Origin of the sequence: Citreicoccus inhibens (genome assembly GCF_019039035.1) — a bacterium.
GTDB classification, from domain to species: domain Bacteria; phylum Myxococcota; class Myxococcia; order Myxococcales; family Myxococcaceae; genus Citreicoccus; species Citreicoccus inhibens.
Genome location: NZ_JAHNZT010000001.1, coordinates 231,938 through 251,939, shown reverse-complemented (window position 1 = coordinate 251,939; position 20,002 = coordinate 231,938). Strand labels below are relative to the sequence as shown.

The following is a 20,002-nucleotide window of genomic DNA, read 5'->3' as shown; positions in this document are numbered from 1 at the left end:
CCGCGCTACTTGCCCTGTCGCTCCTGGGTCCGCCGAGCAAGCCGGAGGATTTCATCCTCGGGGAGCTGCTCGGTGCGCATGACGCTGCGGTCCGCCTTGAGCTTGCGCACCTGCCCGTCGCGCAGCAGGTGGAACTGCCCCTGCCGCTGCGGCGGGAGGGTCTGGGATGCATCCACCTTGGCCTCGGAGAACATGGGCCGCAGCTTCCCGATGGCGCGCTCCTCTCGCACGCAGCCGACGAACCAGGTGCGCACGTTCTCGCGGCACTTGTAGTCGAAGTCGCCAGGGCTCTGCGTCGCCAGGAGCACGCCCACGCCCGCCGAGCGCGCCCGCCGGAGCAGGTTCTCCATGGGCGGCTTCGTCGCGGGTACGCCCACGGCCGGCAGGTACAGGTCCGCCTCGTCGAAGAGGATCGTGGCCTGGAGGCGCGGCGAGGGATGCTGGCTCGCCCAGCGGTTCGCTTCCTGGAGCAACTGGGAGACCCAGAAGAGGACGTTGGGGGTGTCGCCCAGGAACTTGGTGCTGACGATGCTCAGCCGCGTGCGCCCCGAGTTGGCACCCGGGCCTCGGCCCAGCAGTTCCTCCAGGTCCAGCTTCTCGCCCGTGCTGGACAGCAGCGTGCGCTTGTTCATGCGCAGCGTGGCGATGTCCTGGCTGAGCTTGGGGAACAACTTGGGGTCCAGGCCCTTGGCCTCCTGGACGAGCGTGGGGTCCATCGACTCCACGAGCTCATGAATCATCCCCAGCGACAGTTCTCGCTGCGGCGCGCGATGGGTCAGCAGGCGGATGGCTTGCGACAGGAGCGCGCGGGAGGCTCGGTCTCGGGGATTGTTCTTGTACTCCAGCATGCTCGCGAGCGCGTCCGCCGCTTGTTGCAGTCCCTGCTCCTGTTCCTCGGGAGGGAGTTGCTCCAGGCCGCGTGGCACCAGGGGCATGGCCAGTGGACGTCCATCCGAGCGGCCCGGGGTGTAGAGCGCCACGTCCACGCGCTCACGCAGCAGCCGGCGCCGCTCCTCGAGGAAGGGGACGTCCAGCTTCTCCCGCCACGCTTCATCCTTCGCGTAGGAGGCGAGGTCGCCCTTGCGGTCCAGCAGCAGCGCGGGGATGCCTTGCAGCAGGAGCTGCTCCACCACGCTGAGCGCCAGCGTCGTCTTGCCGCTGCCCGTTCCGCCCAGGAAGGCGCAGTGCCGCGTCAGGTCTTCCACGTCCATCGTGAGGGGCTCGGAGAGGAGGCCCTCGGTGACGCCCAACTGGAGCGGACCCGTGACGAGGTCCGGCAGCGGGATTCTCGCGATGGGTTGATTGATGACCGGTGTGGAGTCGGAGTGTGGCTTGCGCGGCTCGGGGGGATGCGACGTCAGCATGTGCCCCATGGCTTCGAAGTCCCCCGAGAACGCGACCTCATCCAAATCCTGTGGCGAGCGAGGCGCGGCGTCGGGGCGCCTCGTGTTGGGGGTGAGGCCGGGGGGCTTGCCGAACGTGCCGCGTTGCTGCTCGAAAACCTGCACGTCCGCGCGCTTGGTGGTCGGGGCGGGGGCGCGCGCCGCGGCCTGGGCTCCGGACTGCCCCGCGAGCCTCTCCAGCCCGAGCATGTCGCTGATGGACTTCAACCGGGTGATGGGTTGTGACTGGCGGGTCCAGTCCAGGAAGGCTTGCTCGGGGTGTGCTTGCCGGAAGGCTTGCAGGGCCACGAGTTCGCGCATGTCGCTGTCGGCGATGACCGCGCGCCGGCCCCCTCGCTTCAGCAGGAGCGAGGTCTGCTCCGCCACTTGATTGCCCAGCGTCGAGGGGAAGTCCGTGGTGCGCACCAGGATGGGGACCTTGCCCGCGGCGGCGCGCAGCGCTTCGGCCATCTGCTTCGACAGGTGCCCGCCTCGTGAGGACTTGTTGCACAGCGCGACGAACAGCTCGCGGCCCGCGGGCTTCTCGAAGACCTCGAGTGACTCGCCATCCCGCGCGCGGACCGCGAAGCGTGGCGGGCCGCCCAGCTCATGGCCGCCCAACTCGATGGCCCACGCGAGCAGCGCGGCGATGTCCGCGCTCTGATCCGGGACCTGCGCCTTGAAGTTGGCCTTGAAGTCGATCCACACCTGCCCGAGCGGCGAGGGCGTCACGGGGGGCGTGAGCGGGTGCTCGGTTCCGGGGCGCGCAGGGCGGACCAGCGGGAAGGTCTCGGGCAGCTTGCCGTCCTGGATGGCGCGGTCCCGGTAGCGGCGGCACTCGTTCAGCACGTCGCGGGCGCGGAAGCCGGCGAGCTTCTCGAAGCCTTGCACGGGGAAGGGGTATGTCGGATCCGCTGCGTCTGGCTTCGCCTGGCGCTGCGCATACAGCGCGCTCAGCCGCCGCGCGGCGATGTCCCGCGCCGTGGCGGCGCTCACCAGCCGGTCCAGCTCCACGGGCTCTGGGTCGTTCTCGATCCGGTCGATCATCGCCTGATTGAGCTGGGCGCGCATCTTGGTCCAGAAGTCGGTGAGGCAGCAGACGACCACCACCGCCGTGGGCACGCGCCCGGCCAGCGCGGCCAGCGAGCTCATCGCTCGGCGGCAGGAGGGCTCCATCCGAGGGTTCTGCTCGAAGTCGCTGATGTCCTCCATCTGGTCCACGCAGATGACGAGCGCCTGACCCAGCACACCCATCAACAGGCCCAGGTGCTCCATCATGCGGCCCGGGTCATCGTCCGCCGTGCGGGGCACCAGCTCCCCCAGCACCTTGCGGTCCGCGGGGGACAGGTCCTCGCAGCGCAGCCACTGGAGCACGCGGTGATGGAAGCGCGCGTCTCGGCGCTGCAAGTAGAGCAGCGCGCGCAGGAGGCTCACGTCCACCGCGCTGAAGTTCGGGTCGGCGTGCAGCTCATCCGCGACGGAGTGGATGACGCCGTGCAGCTCCTCCTCGTCGAGGATCTGCTCCGCGGGGATGAGGGGCGCGAAGGCGCTGGAGCAGCGCTTCATCATCGCGTCGGACAGCCGCGTGAGCCCGGAGTCCTCCCCTTGGTCGCTGGCATAGCTGTGGTCCAGCGACGTGATGAGATTGGACAGCACATGCCGGTCGTAGTGGGCCGCGTCCACCGTCATGGGCACGTAGCCGACATAGCCCTGCTGCTTGCCGTGCACGCCGTTCCGGAACGCCCGGACCAGGTGTGTCTTCCCGCTGCCGGACTCGCCCAGGACGAGCAGGAGCTTGCCGGAGTCCGGGGGCGGGGCGCGGCGCGTGGCGCGTTGGACGAGTCGCTCGAAGGCGCGGCGGGCCTGCGCGTTCATCGACTCGACGTCGAAGGGGTCGGGCTGCCAGAGGGCTTGTCCCTGCTGGACGCTGCTGAAGACCTCGCAGCCGTCAGTGAGGAAGGCAGTCAGTCGAGCATCGGTGGCCATGGGGATTCGCGGACCTCGGGCTAGATGACGACGAAGTGAAAGCTGGCGCCGAGCGCGCGCACTTCGGACTCGGACACGTCCGTGGGGTCCATCGCGGACACGAGGTCCGCGCGGCTCAGGGAGAGCTGTCTTGCGCGGTTGGCTTCCAGCAGGGCCTCATCGAAGGCCTCGCGGTTGGGCCACTCGGGCTGGAGGGCTCGCCAGACGTGGGAGATGAACACCTTGTTGTCTCCGTAGCGTCCGGTGGGCAGCGCGCGCGCGACCGCCAGCAGGTGCTCCGCGAACGAGGTTCTCGCCGAGGTGGGCTCGGGGGCCGTGGGCCTGGGTTCCTCGGGCGGCGGCGCGGTGGGGCGGGGCGCGGCCTCGGTGGCGTCCGCCATCAGCCAACCGCGCAGCAGCGCGAGTCGCAGCGCTTCGGCGTCCGCGCGCGCCGCGCCCGCGGCTCGGGCCGCGAGCTGCTCCAAGGCTCGGCGCGGTTGAGCGACCTCCAGCTCCAGGAGCGAACTCAGGAGGTGCGCCTGCACCGCGGCCAGGGTGAAGGGCCTGTCGGTCTCCACGCCCAGGCTGCGCCACAGCAGCCGGTCTCGCACCTGCGCGAGCGTGGGCGCGTCCGGTCCTTCCACGGCGTGCTCTCGCTTGAGGAGCGCGGCGCGCATTCCATCCGCGTTCGCCAGCTTCGTCAGCACGGCCTTGGACGCGGGCAGCTCCAGGCTCCGCGCCATCAGGTGCTGTTGCTTGAGTCTCTTCCACGTGAGGCCCCGGGGTGAATCCACGCCGAGGAACTGGAGGGCCCGCTTGCGCCCGTCGGGCGTCAGGGTGAGTCCCTGGCGCGAGCGCGGCTGCACCAGCGCGTCCGCGAGCATCGTGTCCACGAGGGTCTCGTAGCGCCGCGCCCACTCCGCGCGACTCCAGCGGTGCTCGACGAAGGGGTGCAACGCGTCCGCCAGCTCCTTGCGCGTGCCGGGACGGCTGCTTCGGGTGGCGAGCCAGGCGAGGGCGAGTCCCTCCAGTCGGGTGTCAGCGGCGTCCATGAGCGGCCTCCTGCCCGACGGCGTCACGCTGGCGGGCGGCGATGAGGGATTCCAAGGTGTCGAGGATGTCCTCGGCGCGAGACACCACGTCCTCGGCGAGCACGCGGACCACCCAGTAACCCGCGCGCTGGAGCGCGAGGTCCTTGCGGCGATCCCGACGGAAGCGCTCCGCGTCGAGGAAGTGGAAGTAGCCGTCAATCTCCACGGCGAGCCGCCACTCGCGGCACAGCAGGTCCACCTCCCACGCGCGCTCCTCCCCCGCGAGCTGGAGGCGCTGGTTGAGCTGGAACAGCCCCGCGGTGGCGGGGCGGCCACGAAGGCACTCGGCGAGGAATTGCTCGGCCTTGCTTCGCGCGAACTCCTCGGGCGTTCCGGGGGCTCCGGACAGGACGGCCCGCGCTGCCTCCGCGTGGAGCACGCGCTTCGCGTCGGGGGCTTGCTCGCGCGCGAGTCGGCCGTGGAGCGCCATGGCCGCGTCGGCCGCGGCGGCGACGGGGGTGGGCACGGGGGCCCCCAGGTCCAGCCGCCCTTCGCGCGCGACGGCGAGCACCTGGGACTCCCGCCCCCGCAGGAAGGCGTCGAGCGCGTCAGGCTCCACCGTGCACGCCAGCGGCAGCATCGGCGCCGCGAGGCACAGGGCGGCGGCGGACTGCAGGCCCCAGAGGGTGGGGGATGCTCCGGCGCGGCAGCGGAGCGCGGGCAGATGCCTCGCGGGCACGAGGGCCTCCAGGGCCTGCAGCGCCGCGTGGGGCTCTCGGCGGAGTGCCTCTCGCACGGGAGGCGGCAGCGTGCCGGGGTCGAACGAGGGGCGCTGCTCGATGAGCTGGCGACACAGCGCCCAGGTGAACTCGGGCAGTGCCGGAGGGGGCAGCGCGTCCAGAAGGACGCGGCGCTCATGCGGCGTCTTGCCCGCGAAGGAGGGGGCGTGGCGCGGGTGCGCGGCCGTGAGCGCGAAGGTCGCGAGCGCTTCGGCGTCCGCGCCCAGGTCTCGCTCCGCCGAGAGCGCTCGGGCCCAATCGAGCGCGGCCGAGCGCGGATCCTCGGCGTCGGTGACGACGACGCGCCGACCTTGTCGCTCCGCCCAGCGAGACCACAGCGCCGCGCCGGACCCGAGCGGGCCCGCGAGGACGCTCAGCGTGGCGACTCCCTCCGCGCGTCGGCGTGCCTGGCGATCCAAGGCATCGAGCAGCGCGGCTTCCACCGGCGGCGACAAGCGAACTCCCCCACGGGTCGGGCGGCGGAGGCCCGCCGCGCGATGCCGAGCCTGCTCCCAGGAATCCATGGGAATCAAGCGAGGGGGAGACCCGGTGGCTTGGGTCGTTTCCAGAAGTGGACCCCTGGCAGGGGGTCGTCACGAACCGGGGGCGGGTGTCCGCCGTGCCAGGTCAGCGCCCGGTGCGGTCCACCGGCAGGGCATCCGCGTAGGCGCGGAGGATGCGGCCCTCGTCGTACGAGTACTGGAAGCCCGTGGCGTCCAGGAAGCGGCGGTTGTCGAGGACGATGGGGTGGCGCAGGTGGTCCACCGCGCCCACGCTCAGTCGAGGCAGCCCCGCGCGGCCCAGAATGAGCGAGAGCACCGGCGCGGGCAGCGGCACCGGCGTGCGGCCCGTGCCCTTGATGATGACGGACAGCGGGATGGGCGGCGGCCCCGCGACGTTGAAGATGCCGCGCAGCTGCTTCTCCAGCGCGAGGTGCAGCGCCGTCACCACGTCCTCTTCCTGGAGGACATGGAACAGCGGGTCGTACCCCAGCACCATGGGCACGCGACGGCCGCGCAGGAACGTGGCCAGCGTGCCCGTGCCCGGTGTGCCCAGCGTGTAGACGAGCCGCAGCACCGCGGTGGTCATCTGCGGCAGCCGCCACAGCGCCGTCGCCGCGTACAGGTCCGCGGCCACCAGGTCCGCCAGCTCGGGGATGGACTCCAGCGCGCGGGGAGGCTCGTCCTCGGAGTGGTACAGGGGCGAGTCCGCCGCCGCGCCGTAGAAGGTGTGGCGGCCGACGAAGACGACCTGCTTCACGCCGTGGGTGGCGCAGTGGTCGAACACCGCCTTGGTGCCATCCAGGTTGATGCGCCCGCGCTCGCCGCCGCGCACGGTGAAGGCCGTCACGGTGGCCATGTGCACCACGGCCTCGGGGCGGCGGCGGCGGAAGACGTCCTCGGCGGCGCGCTTGCGCACGTCCACCCGGTGCACCTCGATGCCCTCGGGCGCGTCGTGCCAGGGGCGCACGTCGATGCCCACCACTTCGTGCCCGGCCGCGTGCAGGCGCAGCGCCAGCTTGCGCGCGATGCCGCCCGCGATGCCCAGGATGAGCACCCTCATGGCAGCAGCCCCTGCTCGCGGCGGTGCTGCCGCTCCTGGCGGCCCGTCTCGATGAGCCGGGTGATGGCTTGTTTCACCTGCTGCACGTAGCCCTCGATGACATGGTCTTCCTCGTCGCCGGTGCCCTGGAAATGGAGCGGCTCGCCATAGTGGATTTCCAGTCGGACGGGGAGGGGGACGGGCAGCAGGTAGGGCGTGAGCGGCACATATGGAACGCCGAGCAGCCGACCCAGTGCGTAGGCGTTGAAGATGGTGGGGATGGCCGAGCCGCCGCCCAGGAACGCGAACGGGACGATGGGCGAGCGCGTCTGCAGCGCCATCCGCATGAAGCCCGTGCCGAAGTCCACGAGCGAGTAGCGGTCGCGGAACAGCTTGGCGGTGCCGCGCGCGCCCTCGGGGAAGATCATCAGGAGCCGGTCATCCTCGAGCAGCCGCCGGGCGTGCTCGGGCAGGCCGGTGAACTGGCCGGTGCGGCTGGCCCAGAGCGAGGCCACGGGGAACTTGTGGATGAAGCGCTCGACCATGCCCTGGGAGAGCCGGGGCGGGTTCATCTCCAGCAGGGTGGAGGTGAGCACCATGGCCCCATCCACGGCGACGCCGCCGGAGTGGTTGCCCACCAGCATGGCCCGCCCGCGCGGGGGGATGTGTTGCGCGCCCACGCAGCGCACGCGGAAGTAGTGGCGGTACAGGAGGCCGAAGGCCTCCAGCGCCAGCTTCAGGTGCTTCTTGGAGATGCCGTACGGGTCCACGCCGTACTCGTTGAACGGCAGCTCCAGCCGTTCCACCCGCGCCGCGAGAGAGTCGTCCAGGGACACCCGCGCACCGTACCACTGCCCGCGCGTTTGCACGCACAGGGCGGTGGGCGCCCGTCGCGGGCTGGGCCATACTCGGGGCCTCTCCCCACCTGGTTCTCTCCCCATGGACCTGCTGGCCATCGACGTGAAGGGCCTGTTCAAGCGCTTTGGCGACCTGGTCGCGCTGGACGGCATTGACCTGTCCATCCGCCGAGGCGAGTGCGTGGGGCTGCTCGGCCCCAACGGCGCGGGCAAGACGACGACGCTCGAAATCCTGGAGGGACTGCAAGTTCCCACGGCTGGCGAGGTGCGGGTGCTGGGCCGCGCGTGGGCGACGGACGCGGACGCGCTGCGGCAACGCGTGGGGTTGGCGCTCCAGGAGACGCGGTTGGTGGACCTGCTCACCGTGCGCGAGACGGTGGAGCTGTTCGCGTCCTTCTACGCGCGGCCGCTTCCCGTGGACGAGGCCATCGCGCGGGTCCACCTGGAGGAGAAGGCCCGCGCGCGGGTGGGCACGCTGTCGGGCGGGCAGCGCCAGCGGCTCGCGGTGGCGGTGGCGCTGGTGGGGGACCCGGAGCTGCTCTTCCTGGACGAGCCCACCACGGGGTTGGACCCGCAGTCGCGCCGGGCGCTGTGGGACGTGGTGGCGGGGCTCAAGGCGCGCGGCTGCACGGTGGTGCTGACGACCCACTACATGGAAGAGGCCGAGGTGCTCTGCGACCGGTTGATCATCATCGACCGAGGCCGCGTCATCGCGCGCGGGACGCCCCAGGAGATGATCGCGTCGCTGGGCGCGGGGCAGGTCATCGAGCTGGAGGCGGAGCCCGCGCCGTCGGACGCGCGGCTGAGCGAGGTGCCCTCGGTGGTGGCGGTGCAGCGGCAGGACGGGCGGCTGCTGTTGCGCGTGGGGGAACTGCACCGAGCGCTGCCCGCGGTGCTGCGCGAGGTGGAGGGCGTGGGCGGCACGCTGCGGCACCTGTCCACGCGGCGCCCCACGCTGGATGACGTCTTCCTGGGGCTCACCGGTCGCTCGCTGCGCGACGAGAAGGAGAAGGCGGCGTGAGGACGAATCCCCTCGTGCAGTTGCTGCTCATGCGCCTGCGCTTGCTGTGGCGCAACCCGGGCGTGCTCTTCTGGACGTTCGTCTTCCCCGTGGTGGTGTCCATGGTGCTGGGCACCGCCTTCGAGCGCGACGTGCTGGGGCCGGTGAAGGTCGCCATCGTGGACGGAGCGGGCGCGCAGGCGCTGGCCGAGCGATTGGCCACGGAGCCCGAGCTGGCCGTGCTGCGCCTGACGGCCGAGGAGGCGCACCGACAGCTCAGCCAGGGCAAGGTGGCGATGGTGCTCGTGCCGGGCCCCGCGCTGGAGCTGCGCGTGGATCCGAGTCGCCCGGAGGGCCGGTCCGCGCGGCTGCTGGTGGAGTCCGCGTTGTCTCCTCCCTCTGCGGACCGCAAGCGGCTGCGCGCCACGCCCGTGTCCGAGCCGGGCAGCCGCTACGTGGACTTCCTCATCCCGGGGCTCCTGGGCCTGTCGTTGATGTCGACCAGCGTGTGGACCATGGCGCTGCCGCTGGTCATCATGCGGGGCGGCAAGCTGCTCAAGCGGTTGGGCGCCACGCCCATGCGGAGGGGGCACTTCTTCGCCGCCTTCGCGCTCGCGCGGGGTGTGTTCGCGTTGCTGGAGATGGTCTTCTTCTGCGCCTTCGCCCGGCTCGCGTATGGCGTGCCCATGGTGGGCAGCTACCTGGCCTTCGCGGGCGTCGTGCTGCTCGGTGCCACGTGCTTTGGCGGGTTGGGGCTCTTCGCCGCCAGCCGCATCGACAGCGATGAGTCCGCCAACGGCGTCTTCAACGTCGTCACGCTCCCCATGGTGTTCCTCTCGGGCGTCTTCTTCCCGCTGGAGCGGCTGCCGGGTTGGGCCCGGCCGCTCATCGAGGCGCTGCCGCTTACGCCTCTCAACGCAGCCCTGCGCGGCATCATGTTGGAAGGCGCGGGGCTGACCACGCTGGCGGTGCCGCTGGCCGTGCTGCTCGCATGGTCCGTGGTCTTCTACGCGGGCGCCCTTCGCTTCTTCCGGTGGGTATGAGCCCGCCGCTTCGTCTCTCCCCTCGACGCTCTCCCCATCGCACCGACAGGAGTCTCTCGTGAGCGAGCCCGCTGCCTCCGCACCTCCCCCCGACTTCGTCCGGCGCCTCAACTTCTGGGCCCGCGACGCGAGCAACGAGTCCGCCGCGCTGCTCGCCGCGCCCGCGCTCGGCCTCTTCGCGCACCTGCCGGACGAGGGCTCCGCGCCCGTGTCCTTGGAGACGCTCGCGGCGCGCTCGGGCTCGAAGCCTCGGGGCGTGCGCGCGGTGGTGGAGCCGATGGTCGCGCTGGGCTTCGTGTGCTTCACGCCGGGCCAGGGCTATGCGCTGGCAGCTCGGGCCGCGTTCCTGCGCGCGCCGGACTTCCTGGCGCGGTTGGAGCGGGCACGCCGTTTCTGGACGCAGACGCCTCGCCTGGCGGACGCGCTGCGGACCGGGACGGAGTCGGAGCTGGTGGCGTGGTTTCGCGAGGCCTTCGCGTCCGTGGGGCCCGCGACCGAAGGGAGCTCGGAGGACTACGAGGACCGCGCCGTGCGCAACAGCCTGCGGACACAGGCGCTGATGGCGGCGTCTCGGCTGGGGTTGCTGGGGCGGCTGTCGACCGGGCCCGGGACGCTGGAGGCCCTCGCGCACGTCACGGAGGCTCGGCCCGAGTCGCTGCGCGTGTTGCTGGACGTGCTCGCGACCATGGGCATCGTGGCGACGTCGGGTGCGGAGTTCCGCTTCACGCCGGATGCCGCGCGGATGTTGGACGCGGAGGGCCTGCCGTACTTCGAGCGAGCGCTGCCGGCCACGCAGGCCTATTGGGAGGCGCTGGGCCATCTGGACGAGGCGGTCCGCGAGGCGCGCTTCCGCCTGGACCTTCGCGACCCCGAGGTGGCGCGGCGCATCTACCAGGAGAACGCCTCGCGCATCTCCGGCATCTTCAAGTCGCACCTGCGACTGAGCCGGCAGGCCGCCGCGTTGGCGCTGCGCATGCGTTCGCTCGAAGGGGCGACGGTGTTGGACGTGGGCACGGGCTCGGGCGTGTGGGGCGCGGCCTTCGGGTTGGTGGACCCGTCCACGCAGGTGACGTACCTCGACTCGCCGCACGTGCTGGACGCGGTGAAGCCGCACCTCGCGCGGTTCAAACTGGAGGCGCGCTCGCGGCTGTGGGCGGGGGACTGCCTCACGGTGGAGTTGGAGCCGAGCGCCTACGACGTCATCCTCCTGCCGCAGATCATCCCCGCGCTCCCAGCCCCGGAGTTGCCGCACTTCTTCGCGCGGATGGCGCGCGCGCTCAAACCCCGCGGCCTGCTGCTCATCTCCGGCTACCTGCTGACGGACCGGCGCGATGGCCCGCTCGACGCGCTGTACTTCGCGCTGCGCCGGTACGTATCGAACGAGGGCGACGTGCTGTCCCTGCCCGAGTTCCGCGCGCACCTGGAGCCCGTGGGGCTGGGGGCGTGCCGCGCCTTCGACATGCCCATCCAGCAGGTCGTCATCGCGCACCGGGGCGACGTGCCCTGGCCCGACGCAGGCTGAGCGGGAGGACGTCTCAGGACAGCAGCGCGGCCACCGAGTGGTCGCGCGCCGCGTAGTCCGCGTCGAGCAGCAGCAACTGGTGCACGCGTCCCTGGTGCGCCGTGGGCACCGCGGGGAAGAGGTGGTGCGTCAGGTGGTACTGGTCCTCGCGGGGGAAGAGCAGGCGGTTGAGCCAGCCCCACGCGAAGATGTGATTGCGCGCGCGGTGGAACTCATCCGGAGCGCCGATGATGCCGGCGTGGTCCATGGCGTCGGACCAGTAGCGCACGACCTGATACAGCACGCCCCACGGCAACAGGAAGAAGAGGCAGAAGGCCCGCCAGCCCACGCCCCAGTGCGCCAGCGCGAGGAGGCCCGCGACATAGGCGAGCCGGCCCACGCGCACCCAGCCGGAGTCCTGGCGGTGGAAGACGAGCGGCCGGACGAAGGACGGGAGCTGCACGAGCAGCAGCGGCCGCAGCAGGTGGTCGCGCACGAAGGGGCGCGTGGCGTCCGCGAAGCCGAAGCGCTGGCGCGGCACGAAGTCCAGGTCCTTCTCCGGGTGGCCCAGGTGCAGGTGGTGTGTGAAGTGCTCGCGCGCGTAGGTCTCCAGCGAGGTGAAGTCCAGCACCGCCAGCAGTTGTCCCAGGCGCCGGTTGTTGCGCTTGCCGCGCACGAGGATGCCGTGGGACGCCTCGTGGAGCATGTTGCCCACCGCGCGAAACCGCGTGGCGATGAAGAGGGCCACCAGCGGGTAGAGCGCCCAGCCCGCCACGGGGGCCGCTGCCATCAGCGCGTGACACGCGAGCGCTGCGCCCACACCCAACGCGACATGCCCTCCCAGGTCCACGAGCGCGCCGGGCACCGACTGCGCGGGCTGCGGGAGGGCGGCCACTTCGCGTGCGTACTCGGCTCTCAGGCGCGCGCTGACGGAGCCCGCGCGTGGGCTGACGTCGGGCGTGGCGCCTGCGCCGGGCAGGCCGAGTGTGTCCACCTTCGGCACGGCGTACATGGGGAGACCTGGCAAAGACGGGAGAAGGCCGGGAGCAGCAGACGCTAGCGGGCGGGAGAAGCCGGGGGCAAGCCGGTGCGGCACGTTCGCGCCGACGTCACCGTCGCGGCGCGCTGCGTTGTCATGCGGCGGTGGGCGGTGGCGCGAGCTGGGTGGGCAACGTCACCCCAGGCCGCGCCGCGAGGATGAGCTCCTGGGTGGGCAGCGGAATGCAGACCGAGCGGGTGAGCCCCACGTCCGACAGCAGCGCCGCGTACTCGGACGCGGTCAGGAGGTCGCCCTCGTTGGTGAGGAAGCGGCGCAGGCCGAAGTAGAGATGGTCCAGGGGACCGTCGCGGCGCTCGTTCAACACGTACTCGGCGATGACGAGCAGGCCATCGGGCCTGAGCGCGCGCGCCACGCGGGAGAAGATGTCGGGCAGGCCCTCGGGGCGGAGGACGTTCAGCACCTGGGGCAGGATGATGACGTCGAACTCCGCTTCGCCGAAGTCCTGCTCGAAGAGGTTGCCGGGCCAGAAGCGCGCCCGGCTCGACACCTTGAGGATGTTCGTCACGTTGCGGCGCACCTGCTCCAGCACCACCTCCTGGTCGAAGTACGTCACGTGCGTGGTGGGCGTGGCGCGGGCGAACGCTCCACCCCACACGCCCGAGCCCGTGCCGATGTCCAGCACGCGCGCTCCCTCCAGCGGACGAGCCTGGGCCACCGTCTGCGCCGCGCGGAGGCTCAGCTTGAGGTGCGAGACGAACACCTCGGTGATTTGAGTGGAGTTGTCCGCGTAGAAGCGCCGGCTCACCTCCGGGTCCTTCAGGTCGAGGATGAAGCGCTCGGTGCGCACCGTTTCATCCAAGGCGCCCAGCGCCTCGGTGTACTGCGCGGACACGGACATCGAGCGCACCAGGTAGGGCAGCGCCTTGCCCGCCACGAGCTGGCTGGCCTCGGGGGACAGGCCCCAGGTGCCGCCGTTGCCCGGCGCGCTGAGGCCCAGGTGCTCCAGGACCTCGAGCAACATCCTCAGGCCCGTGCTGCTCATGTACGTGGCGGCGCCCAGCTCGGGCACCGTGCGGGCGGACGCGGCGAGCGCCTCCAGCACGCCGAGCCGCGCGGCGCTGATGAGCACCTGGGTGCGCGCGGCGCTCCGGGCGAAGCGGTCGAAGAAGTCCTCCGCCCCGGGCAGGGCGGAGATTGGGGCGGGGGAGAGGAACAGCTCGCGCAGGTGGTCGAGCACGTCCCAGCGCTGGCCGCCGTGCTCCACGGGCTCGCCGCGCTTCACGGCCTCGTCCAGCATCCCGAGGGGGCGCCACCAGGGCAGCTCCGCTTGGAGGCGCGCGCGGAAGGGGGGATCCACCAGCAGCGCGGCGACGGCGGGCTCCAGGGCGAAGGTGCGCACGGGCTCCTGACGCACGAAGCCAAGACCCACCAGCAGTTCGAGCAACGAGCGCAGGCCGCGGGGGGAGGTGCCGAGGCGCTCCACCAGTCGGGACAGCTCGATGGGGGCGCCTTGGCCGGTGACGGGCAGGGCGTCCAGGAGGCCCAGTTGGAGAGCGGCGCGCAGGAGCGCGGATTCGTTGGCGGCGTTGCGCGCCCAGAAGTGGAGAGAGGACGCGAGGGAGGAGGGCTCGGCGCGGGAGGGGGCCGTCATGGCGTGGGAATCCTCGTCGGGGAGAAACGGGACGTCACGTGCGGAGCGCGCAGCTTGAGGCCTTCGGGCCCACATGCGCAACCTCGTGGATGCTCCGAGCCGCGGCGCACGCTGCTACCATGGGCGCATGGACTCGTGCGCGCTGGTCTCTCCCCCCGAGGCGCTCCTCCTGATGGATCCCCGTGTCCGGGATGCTTTCGCCGTGGGCGAAGGTCCCGATGCGGTGGTCTGGGTGGTGCCCACTGGCGCGGTCCGCGCCGAGGCTCTCACCGCGCTGCTGCGCGAGCACCTGGGCCCGGCGGCCCCCGAGGTGGCGCTGGTGGACGCGCTCCCGCGGTACCCCTCCGGTGACGTCGACCGCGAGGCGCTGGCCCGCCTGCCGGCGCCGGTGTCCTCGCAGCTCGCGCGGCTGGAGGCGTCGCTGCGCCAGCGCGGCGTGGAGGCCGTGGGCGTCGCGGGACCGTGGGCGCCGCGTGAGACCTTCACGCCGCTCGACACGCTGTTGCCCGCGGAGCTGTTGCCTCGGGCCCGCGCGGCCGCGGGTGTCGCGGCGCCTCGGGCTGTTTCGGCCGGCGACTCCAGCGGCCCCCTCAGCCTCATCGATGGTGGACCTCGGCGCGCGCCGCCCGGTTCGCCCACCACGCTCGTGGAGCTCCTGAGTCAGGCCATTGCTCGGACGCCCGAGCAGGTCTTCACCTTCATCGACGTGGACGGGCGGCGCGAGACGCTGTCCCTCGCCGCCCTGTGGGACGACGCGCTGCGCTTGTGGGGCGGCTTGCTCGCGCGAGGCGTTCGGCCCGGCGACCGGGTGGTGCTCGTCCTGGAGCATCCGGGCGACTTCGTGCGCGCCTTCTGGGCCTGCATCTTGGGTGGGGGCGTGCCCGCGCCCATGGCGCCGCCGCCTCGCCGCGACACCTCACACCCGACCTTCGCCCGATTGCTCGCGGTGGTGGAGCGGCTCGAGCGCCCGTGGGTGGTGACGACGGAGTCGCTGGCGGAGCTGTTGGCGCAGCAGGGGCTGCGGGCCGTGGCGGTGTCGTCGCTGTCGGGCGCGGACCTCGCCACACCCGTCAATGCGACGCCCCAGTCACCGGCGGTGCTGTCCTTCACGTCGGGCAGCACGGGGCGGCCCAAGGGCATCGTGCTGACGCACCACAACCTCCTGGTCATGGGCGAGGGCATGGTGGCGGGGGGGTGGATCCTGCCTGGAGACCGGGTCGTGGGGTGGATGCCGCTGGACCACGTGGCGAGCATCTGCAATCCCCACCTGACGGCGCTGAGGGTGGACGTCCCCCAGGTGCTGGTGGCGCGCGACCACATCCTCGCGGATCCGCTGCGATGGTTGGATGTGTTGACGGAGTTCGGCGGGACGATGAGCTGGGCGCCCAACTTCGCGTACGGGCTGGTGGCGGACCGCATCGAGAGAGGCGAGCGGCGCGCGTGGGACCTGTCGCGTGTGCGCACGCTCATGTGTGGCGGTGAGCCGGTGTTGCCGGTGACGATGCAGCGCTTCGTGGAGCCGTTGCGCGCGGTGGGCCTGACGCCCGAGGTGTTGAGCCCGGCATGGGGCATGGCGGAGACGTCCTCGTACTTCACCATCGCGCGCGGGGTGCGCTCCCAGGCGACCGAGCACGCCACGGCGCTGGGGCCGCCGTTCCCCGGCGGGGCGCTTCGGGTGGTGGATGACGCGGACGCGGTGGTTCCCGTGGGCACGGTGGGGCACCTCCAGGTTCGCGGTGAGCAAGTGCTCTCGGGCTACCTGGAGGACGGGGACCTCAACGCGCGCTCGTTCACGCGCGATGGCTGGTTCCGCACCGGTGACCTGGCGGTGCTCGACGGCGACCAGATGTGCATCGCGGGGCGGCAGAAGGAGATCCTCATCATCCACGGCCAGAACGTCTACCCCCAGGACATCGAGGTCGTCGTCGAGTCGGTCCCGGGGGTGTTGGCCTCGTACACCGTGGCCTGCCCCACGCGCGGCGAGGACGCGGGGACGGACGAGATTGTCCTCTTCTTCGTGCCGACTCCGGACGCGCCGCCCCTGCCCGAGCTGTTGCGAGCGCTGCGGGAGCGCGTGGCCCGCGAGCTGTCGTTCCAGGTCGCGCACTGGGTTCCGGTGGAGAAGCACCAGGTGCCGCGCACGGAGCTGGGCAAGCGCGGGCGCACCGAGATGCGCCGCCAGTTCGAGACGGGGGGGCTGACCCAGGAGCGCCGCCGCGCGGTGGAGGCGTTGGGGGGGCCTGACGCGTTGCCCGCGTGCCTCGCGGTGGCGCGCTGGCTGCCTCGGCCACAGCAGGAGCTGTCGGGCGCGACACGCGGCCCGGTGGTCGTCGTCGCGCCGGGGTCGCTCGTCCACGCGCTTCGCTCCGAGATGCCATCGCGCGAACTCGTGAGCGTGGCGCCGGGGGAGGTCGCGAACCTGGGGAACGCGCTGGAGTTCTTGCGAGCGCGCGGCCTGCGGTGCGAGGACGTGGTGGTCGCCGTGAGCGCGTCGTCGCGTGCCGCGTCGGAGGCCTCGACGGTCGAGCAGGGAGCTGCGTCGCGGCTGTCGGCGGAGGCGTTGTCGGAGGTCGTCGCGCCCGTGCTTCGCGCCATGCAGACGCTGGCGCCCTGGGCGGAGCGCGCGCCTGTTCGCCTCTGGGCGGTGGCGACGCACGCCCAGAAGGCGTCCTCGCCCGAGGCCGCCGCGATGCTGGTGCCGGGGCTGCTGTGGTCTGGCGCTGCCGAAATCGCAGGGCTCGTGCCGCGGATGCTGTGGACGCCGAGCGATGCACGCGAGGCCGCTCGGTGCGTGGCTCGGGAGCTCACGCAGCCGGACGCGGCGCGCGAAGTGTCCTGGCGCGACGGCCTCCGGTGGGAGCGGGCGTTCTCTCCCTGGCAGCCCCCGGCGTTGACGGCGCCTCGGAAGCTGAAGCGCGGTGGGCTCTACCTGGTGACAGGGGCGCAGGGCGGCCTGGGGCGCGCTTGGGCTCGGCTGCTGCGTCGCGGGCTGGAGGCGCGGCTGGTGCTGGTGGGACGGCGTCCGGCCGGGGAGGGCGCGGAGGACTCGGAGCCGGGAGCCGCGCTGTCCCTCCAGGCGGACGTGACGGACGCCGCCGCGGTCCGCGAGGCGGTGCGGAAGGCCGAGGCGCACTTTGGTCAACCCTGTGACGGAGCCTTCCATCTGGCGGGGACGCTCGGCTCCTCGCCGTTGGCTGACGAGTCCGCGGAGGGATTGGTGCGCGGGGGCGCGGCGCACGTGCTCGGCGCGCTGGCGGTCGCGGAGGCCCTGCGTGAGCGCCCGGACGCTGTGCTCGTCTTCACCGCGTCGCTGATGGGGACGCTGGGCGCGGGCCTGCACGCGGGCTACTGCGCGGCGTCGGGCTTCATCGAGCGGTTGGCCGAGCAGCTCGTGGCGGACGGACGCGCCGCCGTGGCGGTGTCGCTCAGTCAGGTGCGCGATACGGGAATGGCGCGCAGCGTGGGCGCGGCGCCGCCGGGCTATCGCGTGCTGGAGCCGAAGCAGGCCCTCGCCGTGTTGTCGCTCGCCGCGGAGCATGGGCCCGCGCACCTGTTGGCGGGAGTGGAGGCCCGCGCCTGGCCCTGGCGCAAGGCGGGGTTGGGCGCGGGGGATGCGCTCGACGCGGCCCATGTCTTCCTCACGGCCTCGGGAGTCGCCCCGGACGCGCTCGGGTTGCCTCCCTCGGTGGTGCCACATGTCGTGTCCACCCTGCCTCGGGGGAGCGACGGCGCGGTGAACCGCGAGACGCTCGTCGCCCGAGCGCGCGGCGAGGAGTCCGAGCGACCGTTGGGGCTGTTCGAGACGGTGGTGTCGGAAGCCTTCCGCGAGGTGCTCGGCGCGCCGGGCGTGGGGGCCGCCTCGGACTTCTTCTCGTTGGGCGGCAGCTCGCTGATGGCCAACCGGGTGGTGGCGCGCATCAACGACCGCACGGGCCTGCGACTGCGCCCGGCGGCGCTGTTCGAACATCCCACGGCGTCATCGCTGGCGGCACACGTGCGCCAGGTGGTGGATCCGGCCGAGTTGGACGTGTCCTCGCTCACCGATGCGCAGGTGGATCTGCTGCTGCGAGCGCTGGCCTCCGCGTAAGGCGGAGCGCGGTGGCTCGTGTCTCTGGGGTCGGTGTACCGTCCGCCGCGGGTGAGCGGACGCTCTCGATGGTGGATGTCGCACGGCGGTGGCCGCCGGTTCAGGAGTCCTCGTGACGCTGTGGTGGCTCACTCTTCAAGGCGTGGTGTCTCGACCCCGGAGCTGGGTGGTGGGGTTCCTGGCGGCCGGCGCCGCCGCGCTGCTGACGCCGGGCGCCTCGCTCATGCGCAGCATCCATGACGGCACGCGGCGCAGCCTCATCGAGAGCGGGGCGGGGGACCTCCAGGTCTATGTCGCGTCCTCGCCCGAGTCGCCTTCGGTGGTGCCGGGACCCGGAGGCGTTCCGGAGCTGGTGCCCATGCCGGACTACGCCGTCGCGGAGTCCTCGCTGCGCGCGCTGCCGGGCGTGCGCGACGTGGTGCCGTTGGAGCTGGGGATGGGCTCCACCTTCCGGGGCAACTCGCTGGACGACAAGCTGGCGGTGCTGCGTGCCGCGTCGCGCGCGCCGGCTTCCGCGGAGCGCGACGCGCGGCTCAGGCGCCTGGGGGAAGACCTGCGGCGCACCCTGGAGGGTGTGGCGCGCGACTCGCGTCGTCGCACCGAGGCCTTCGTGGATGACCCGGTGGACGCCGATGACCTGAGCGCGCTCCGGGCCGCGTCCATGCCCGCCTTCTGGGCGCACTTCACCGAGTCCCCGCAGGACGTGTTGGAGGTGCTGGAGAACAAGGTGGCCCGTCAGGCGGGCGAGGGCGAAGAGCTGTCGGTGGACTACCTGGGCACGGACCTGCCTCGCTTCGCGCGTGCGTTCCCTCGCTTCGAATTGGTCACCGGGCAGCTGCCTCCCGCGGGCGCGCGTGGGCTCCTGATGGGACAGGCGACCTACGAGCAGAGCTTCAAGCTGCCCATCGCGGCACGGCTGGACGAACTGAACCGCGAGCGGGAGCGCGGCGCCACCTTCGCGGAAGACGAGCGGCTGCGCACCCTGGTGACGCGCAACACGGAGGAGATTCCGGACCTGCTCGCGCGCCTGGACGTGGAGCGCGCCACCGCGCTTCAGGCCGCGCTGGCCCGCGTGCTGGGCGGCGACGGGGAGCTGCCCGCGCTGCTGGCGCGCTTCCTGGCCTTGGACGATGCGAACTTCGACGCGCGCTACGGCCAGTTCTATGCCGAGCTGGCGCCCCACCTGCCGCTCTACCGACTGCGGCCGGGCGACACGCTCGTCCTGCGCAATCCGCTGGAGCAGGGCCCGGCGATTCCGATGCGGCTGTGGGGGACGTTCCGCTTCCAGGGCCTCGGGGGCGATGACGGGCGAGCCAACGCGGTGAGCCTGGTGGACCTCGTGTCGGCGCGCCAGCTCTCGGGCCGACTCACGCGGGCGCAGAACGCGGAGACCCAGCAGTTGCTGGAGACCTTCGGCATGCAGAAGGACGAAGCCTTGGGGCGACAGTCCCTGGACGCCTTTCAGCCTCCCGAGGTGGTGGAGGGGGAAGCGCGCACCACGTCCTCGGGGACCCAGCTCTCCTTCCGAGGCGCGCGCGCGCCACCCGACACCTTCACCGAGGACGAGCTGAATCACGGCAGCGCCATGCACGCCGCGGTGCTGCTGGCGCCGGGGGCCTCGGCGGAGGAGCTGGCGCCCCGCATCGCGGCGCTGCCGGGCGAGGTGGAGCTGGCCAGCGTGGGGTGGCAGGAGGCGGGCGGAATCCTCGCGGGGCTGGTGGGGATGACGCAGGTGGTGCTGAGCCTGTTCGCGCTCTTGCTCGCGCTGTTCGTGGCGCTGGTGTCCGCGGGCACGCTCCTGCTGCTCGCGAGGCAGCGCGTGGGCGAGGTGGGCACCCTGCGGGCGCTGGGCATGCAGCGCAGCGAGGTCTTCGCGTCGCTGCTCCTGGAGGGGCTCCTGTTGGGCGGCGCGGGCAGCGTGGTGGGCGCGTTGGTGGGTGCGGGGCTGCTTCGGGTCTGGACCGGGCAGGGCATCGCCATCCAGAACAGCGCGCTCCAGTTCTTCCTGGGCGGCCCCGTGCTGAGGCCCGAGCTGATGCCGAGCGCCACGGCGGTGGTGGTGCTCGGGGTGACGGCGGTGGTGGTGCTGTCCGCGCTGGTGCCCGCGTGGCGGGGCAGCTCGGTGGCGCCCGGTGTGGCCATGCGGCGGAGCGAGGACTAGACG

At 72.2% G+C, this 20,002-nt stretch carries 12 protein-coding genes; 5 read left to right on the top strand and 7 right to left on the bottom strand.

Annotated elements, in window-relative coordinates; genetic code table 11:
- Positions 1–5 precede the first annotated feature (5 nt).
- The 5 genes from KRR26_RS00920 to KRR26_RS00900 form a co-directional block, all read right to left on the bottom strand.
- Positions 6–3,368: an ATP-binding protein gene (locus KRR26_RS00920; protein ID WP_217078902.1), complete on the bottom strand. Its 3,363-nt coding sequence runs from the start codon at positions 3,366–3,368 to the stop codon at positions 6–8.
- A 20-nt stretch (positions 3,369–3,388) separates the two neighbouring features.
- Positions 3,389–4,399, bottom strand: a complete 1,011-nt coding sequence (locus KRR26_RS00915) for a hypothetical protein (protein ID WP_217078901.1) — start codon at positions 4,397–4,399, stop codon at positions 3,389–3,391.
- Complete coding sequence (locus KRR26_RS00910; RefSeq protein WP_217078900.1) at positions 4,386–5,612, bottom strand: endonuclease domain-containing protein; 1,227 nt, start codon at positions 5,610–5,612, stop codon at positions 4,386–4,388. The genes KRR26_RS00915 and KRR26_RS00910 overlap by 14 nt, the downstream gene beginning before the upstream one ends.
- 172 nt (positions 5,613–5,784) lie before the next feature.
- On the bottom strand, positions 5,785–6,720 hold the full coding sequence (locus KRR26_RS00905) for an SDR family oxidoreductase (RefSeq protein ID WP_120205289.1): 936 nt from the start codon (positions 6,718–6,720) through the stop codon (positions 5,785–5,787).
- The gene (locus KRR26_RS00900; RefSeq protein WP_328707035.1) at positions 6,717–7,535 is read right to left on the bottom strand and encodes a lysophospholipid acyltransferase family protein; all 819 of its coding nucleotides are present in this window, start codon (positions 7,533–7,535) and stop codon (positions 6,717–6,719) included. The genes KRR26_RS00905 and KRR26_RS00900 overlap by 4 nt, the downstream gene beginning before the upstream one ends.
- A gap of 103 nt (positions 7,536–7,638) precedes the next feature.
- On the opposite strand from KRR26_RS00900, the gene KRR26_RS00895 reads away from it, so the two are divergent.
- The 3 genes from KRR26_RS00895 to KRR26_RS37560 are packed head-to-tail and all read left to right on the top strand — an operon-like array spanning position 7,639 to position 11,121.
- On the top strand, positions 7,639–8,577 hold the full coding sequence (locus tag KRR26_RS00895) for an ABC transporter ATP-binding protein (RefSeq protein WP_217078898.1): 939 nt from the start codon (positions 7,639–7,641) through the stop codon (positions 8,575–8,577).
- The gene (locus tag KRR26_RS00890) at positions 8,574–9,599 is read left to right on the top strand and encodes an ABC transporter permease (protein ID WP_233576825.1); all 1,026 of its coding nucleotides are present in this window, start codon (positions 8,574–8,576) and stop codon (positions 9,597–9,599) included. The genes KRR26_RS00895 and KRR26_RS00890 overlap by 4 nt, the downstream gene beginning before the upstream one ends.
- Before the next feature lie 58 nt (positions 9,600–9,657).
- Positions 9,658–11,121, top strand: a complete 1,464-nt coding sequence (locus KRR26_RS37560) for a methyltransferase family protein (RefSeq protein WP_217078897.1) — start codon at positions 9,658–9,660, stop codon at positions 11,119–11,121.
- A 13-nt stretch (positions 11,122–11,134) separates the two neighbouring features.
- Here the strand turns inward: KRR26_RS37560 and KRR26_RS00880 are convergent, their stop codons facing one another.
- Both KRR26_RS00880 and KRR26_RS00875 read right to left on the bottom strand, forming a co-directional pair.
- Positions 11,135–12,112, bottom strand: a complete 978-nt coding sequence (locus KRR26_RS00880; protein ID WP_217078896.1) for a fatty acid desaturase — start codon at positions 12,110–12,112, stop codon at positions 11,135–11,137.
- Between the two features lie 121 nt (positions 12,113–12,233).
- Positions 12,234–13,751, bottom strand: a complete 1,518-nt coding sequence (locus KRR26_RS00875) for a class I SAM-dependent methyltransferase (RefSeq protein ID WP_217078895.1) — start codon at positions 13,749–13,751, stop codon at positions 12,234–12,236.
- A gap of 73 nt (positions 13,752–13,824) precedes the next feature.
- On the opposite strand from KRR26_RS00875, the gene KRR26_RS00870 reads away from it, so the two are divergent.
- Both KRR26_RS00870 and KRR26_RS00865 read left to right on the top strand, forming a co-directional pair.
- The gene (locus KRR26_RS00870; protein WP_268905727.1) at positions 13,825–17,838 is read left to right on the top strand and encodes an SDR family NAD(P)-dependent oxidoreductase; all 4,014 of its coding nucleotides are present in this window, start codon (positions 13,825–13,827) and stop codon (positions 17,836–17,838) included.
- 112 nt (positions 17,839–17,950) lie between these two features.
- A complete protein-coding gene (locus KRR26_RS00865; RefSeq protein WP_328707034.1) occupies positions 17,951–19,999 on the top strand; it encodes an FtsX-like permease family protein in 2,049 nt (682 codons plus the stop codon).
- The last annotated feature ends 3 nt before the right edge of the window (positions 20,000–20,002 follow it).

What these genes read in the sequence shown, in the direction of transcription:
- KRR26_RS00875 (WP_217078895.1), bottom strand. Translation starts at nt 13,751, where the DNA reads ATGACGGCCCCCTCCCGCGCCGAGCCCTCCTCCCTCGCGTCCTCTCTC.
- KRR26_RS00905 (WP_120205289.1), bottom strand. Translation starts at nt 6,720, where the DNA reads ATGAGGGTGCTCATCCTGGGCATCGCGGGCGGCATCGCGCGCAAGCTG.
- KRR26_RS00880 (WP_217078896.1), bottom strand. Translation starts at nt 12,112, where the DNA reads ATGTACGCCGTGCCGAAGGTGGACACACTCGGCCTGCCCGGCGCAGGC.
- KRR26_RS00920 (WP_217078902.1), bottom strand. Translation starts at nt 3,368, where the DNA reads ATGGCCACCGATGCTCGACTGACTGCCTTCCTCACTGACGGCTGCGAG.
- KRR26_RS00895 (WP_217078898.1), top strand. Translation starts at nt 7,639, where the DNA reads ATGGACCTGCTGGCCATCGACGTGAAGGGCCTGTTCAAGCGCTTTGGC.
- KRR26_RS00915 (WP_217078901.1), bottom strand. Translation starts at nt 4,399, where the DNA reads ATGGACGCCGCTGACACCCGACTGGAGGGACTCGCCCTCGCCTGGCTC.
- KRR26_RS00870 (WP_268905727.1), top strand. Translation starts at nt 13,825, where the DNA reads ATGCGCAACCTCGTGGATGCTCCGAGCCGCGGCGCACGCTGCTACCAT.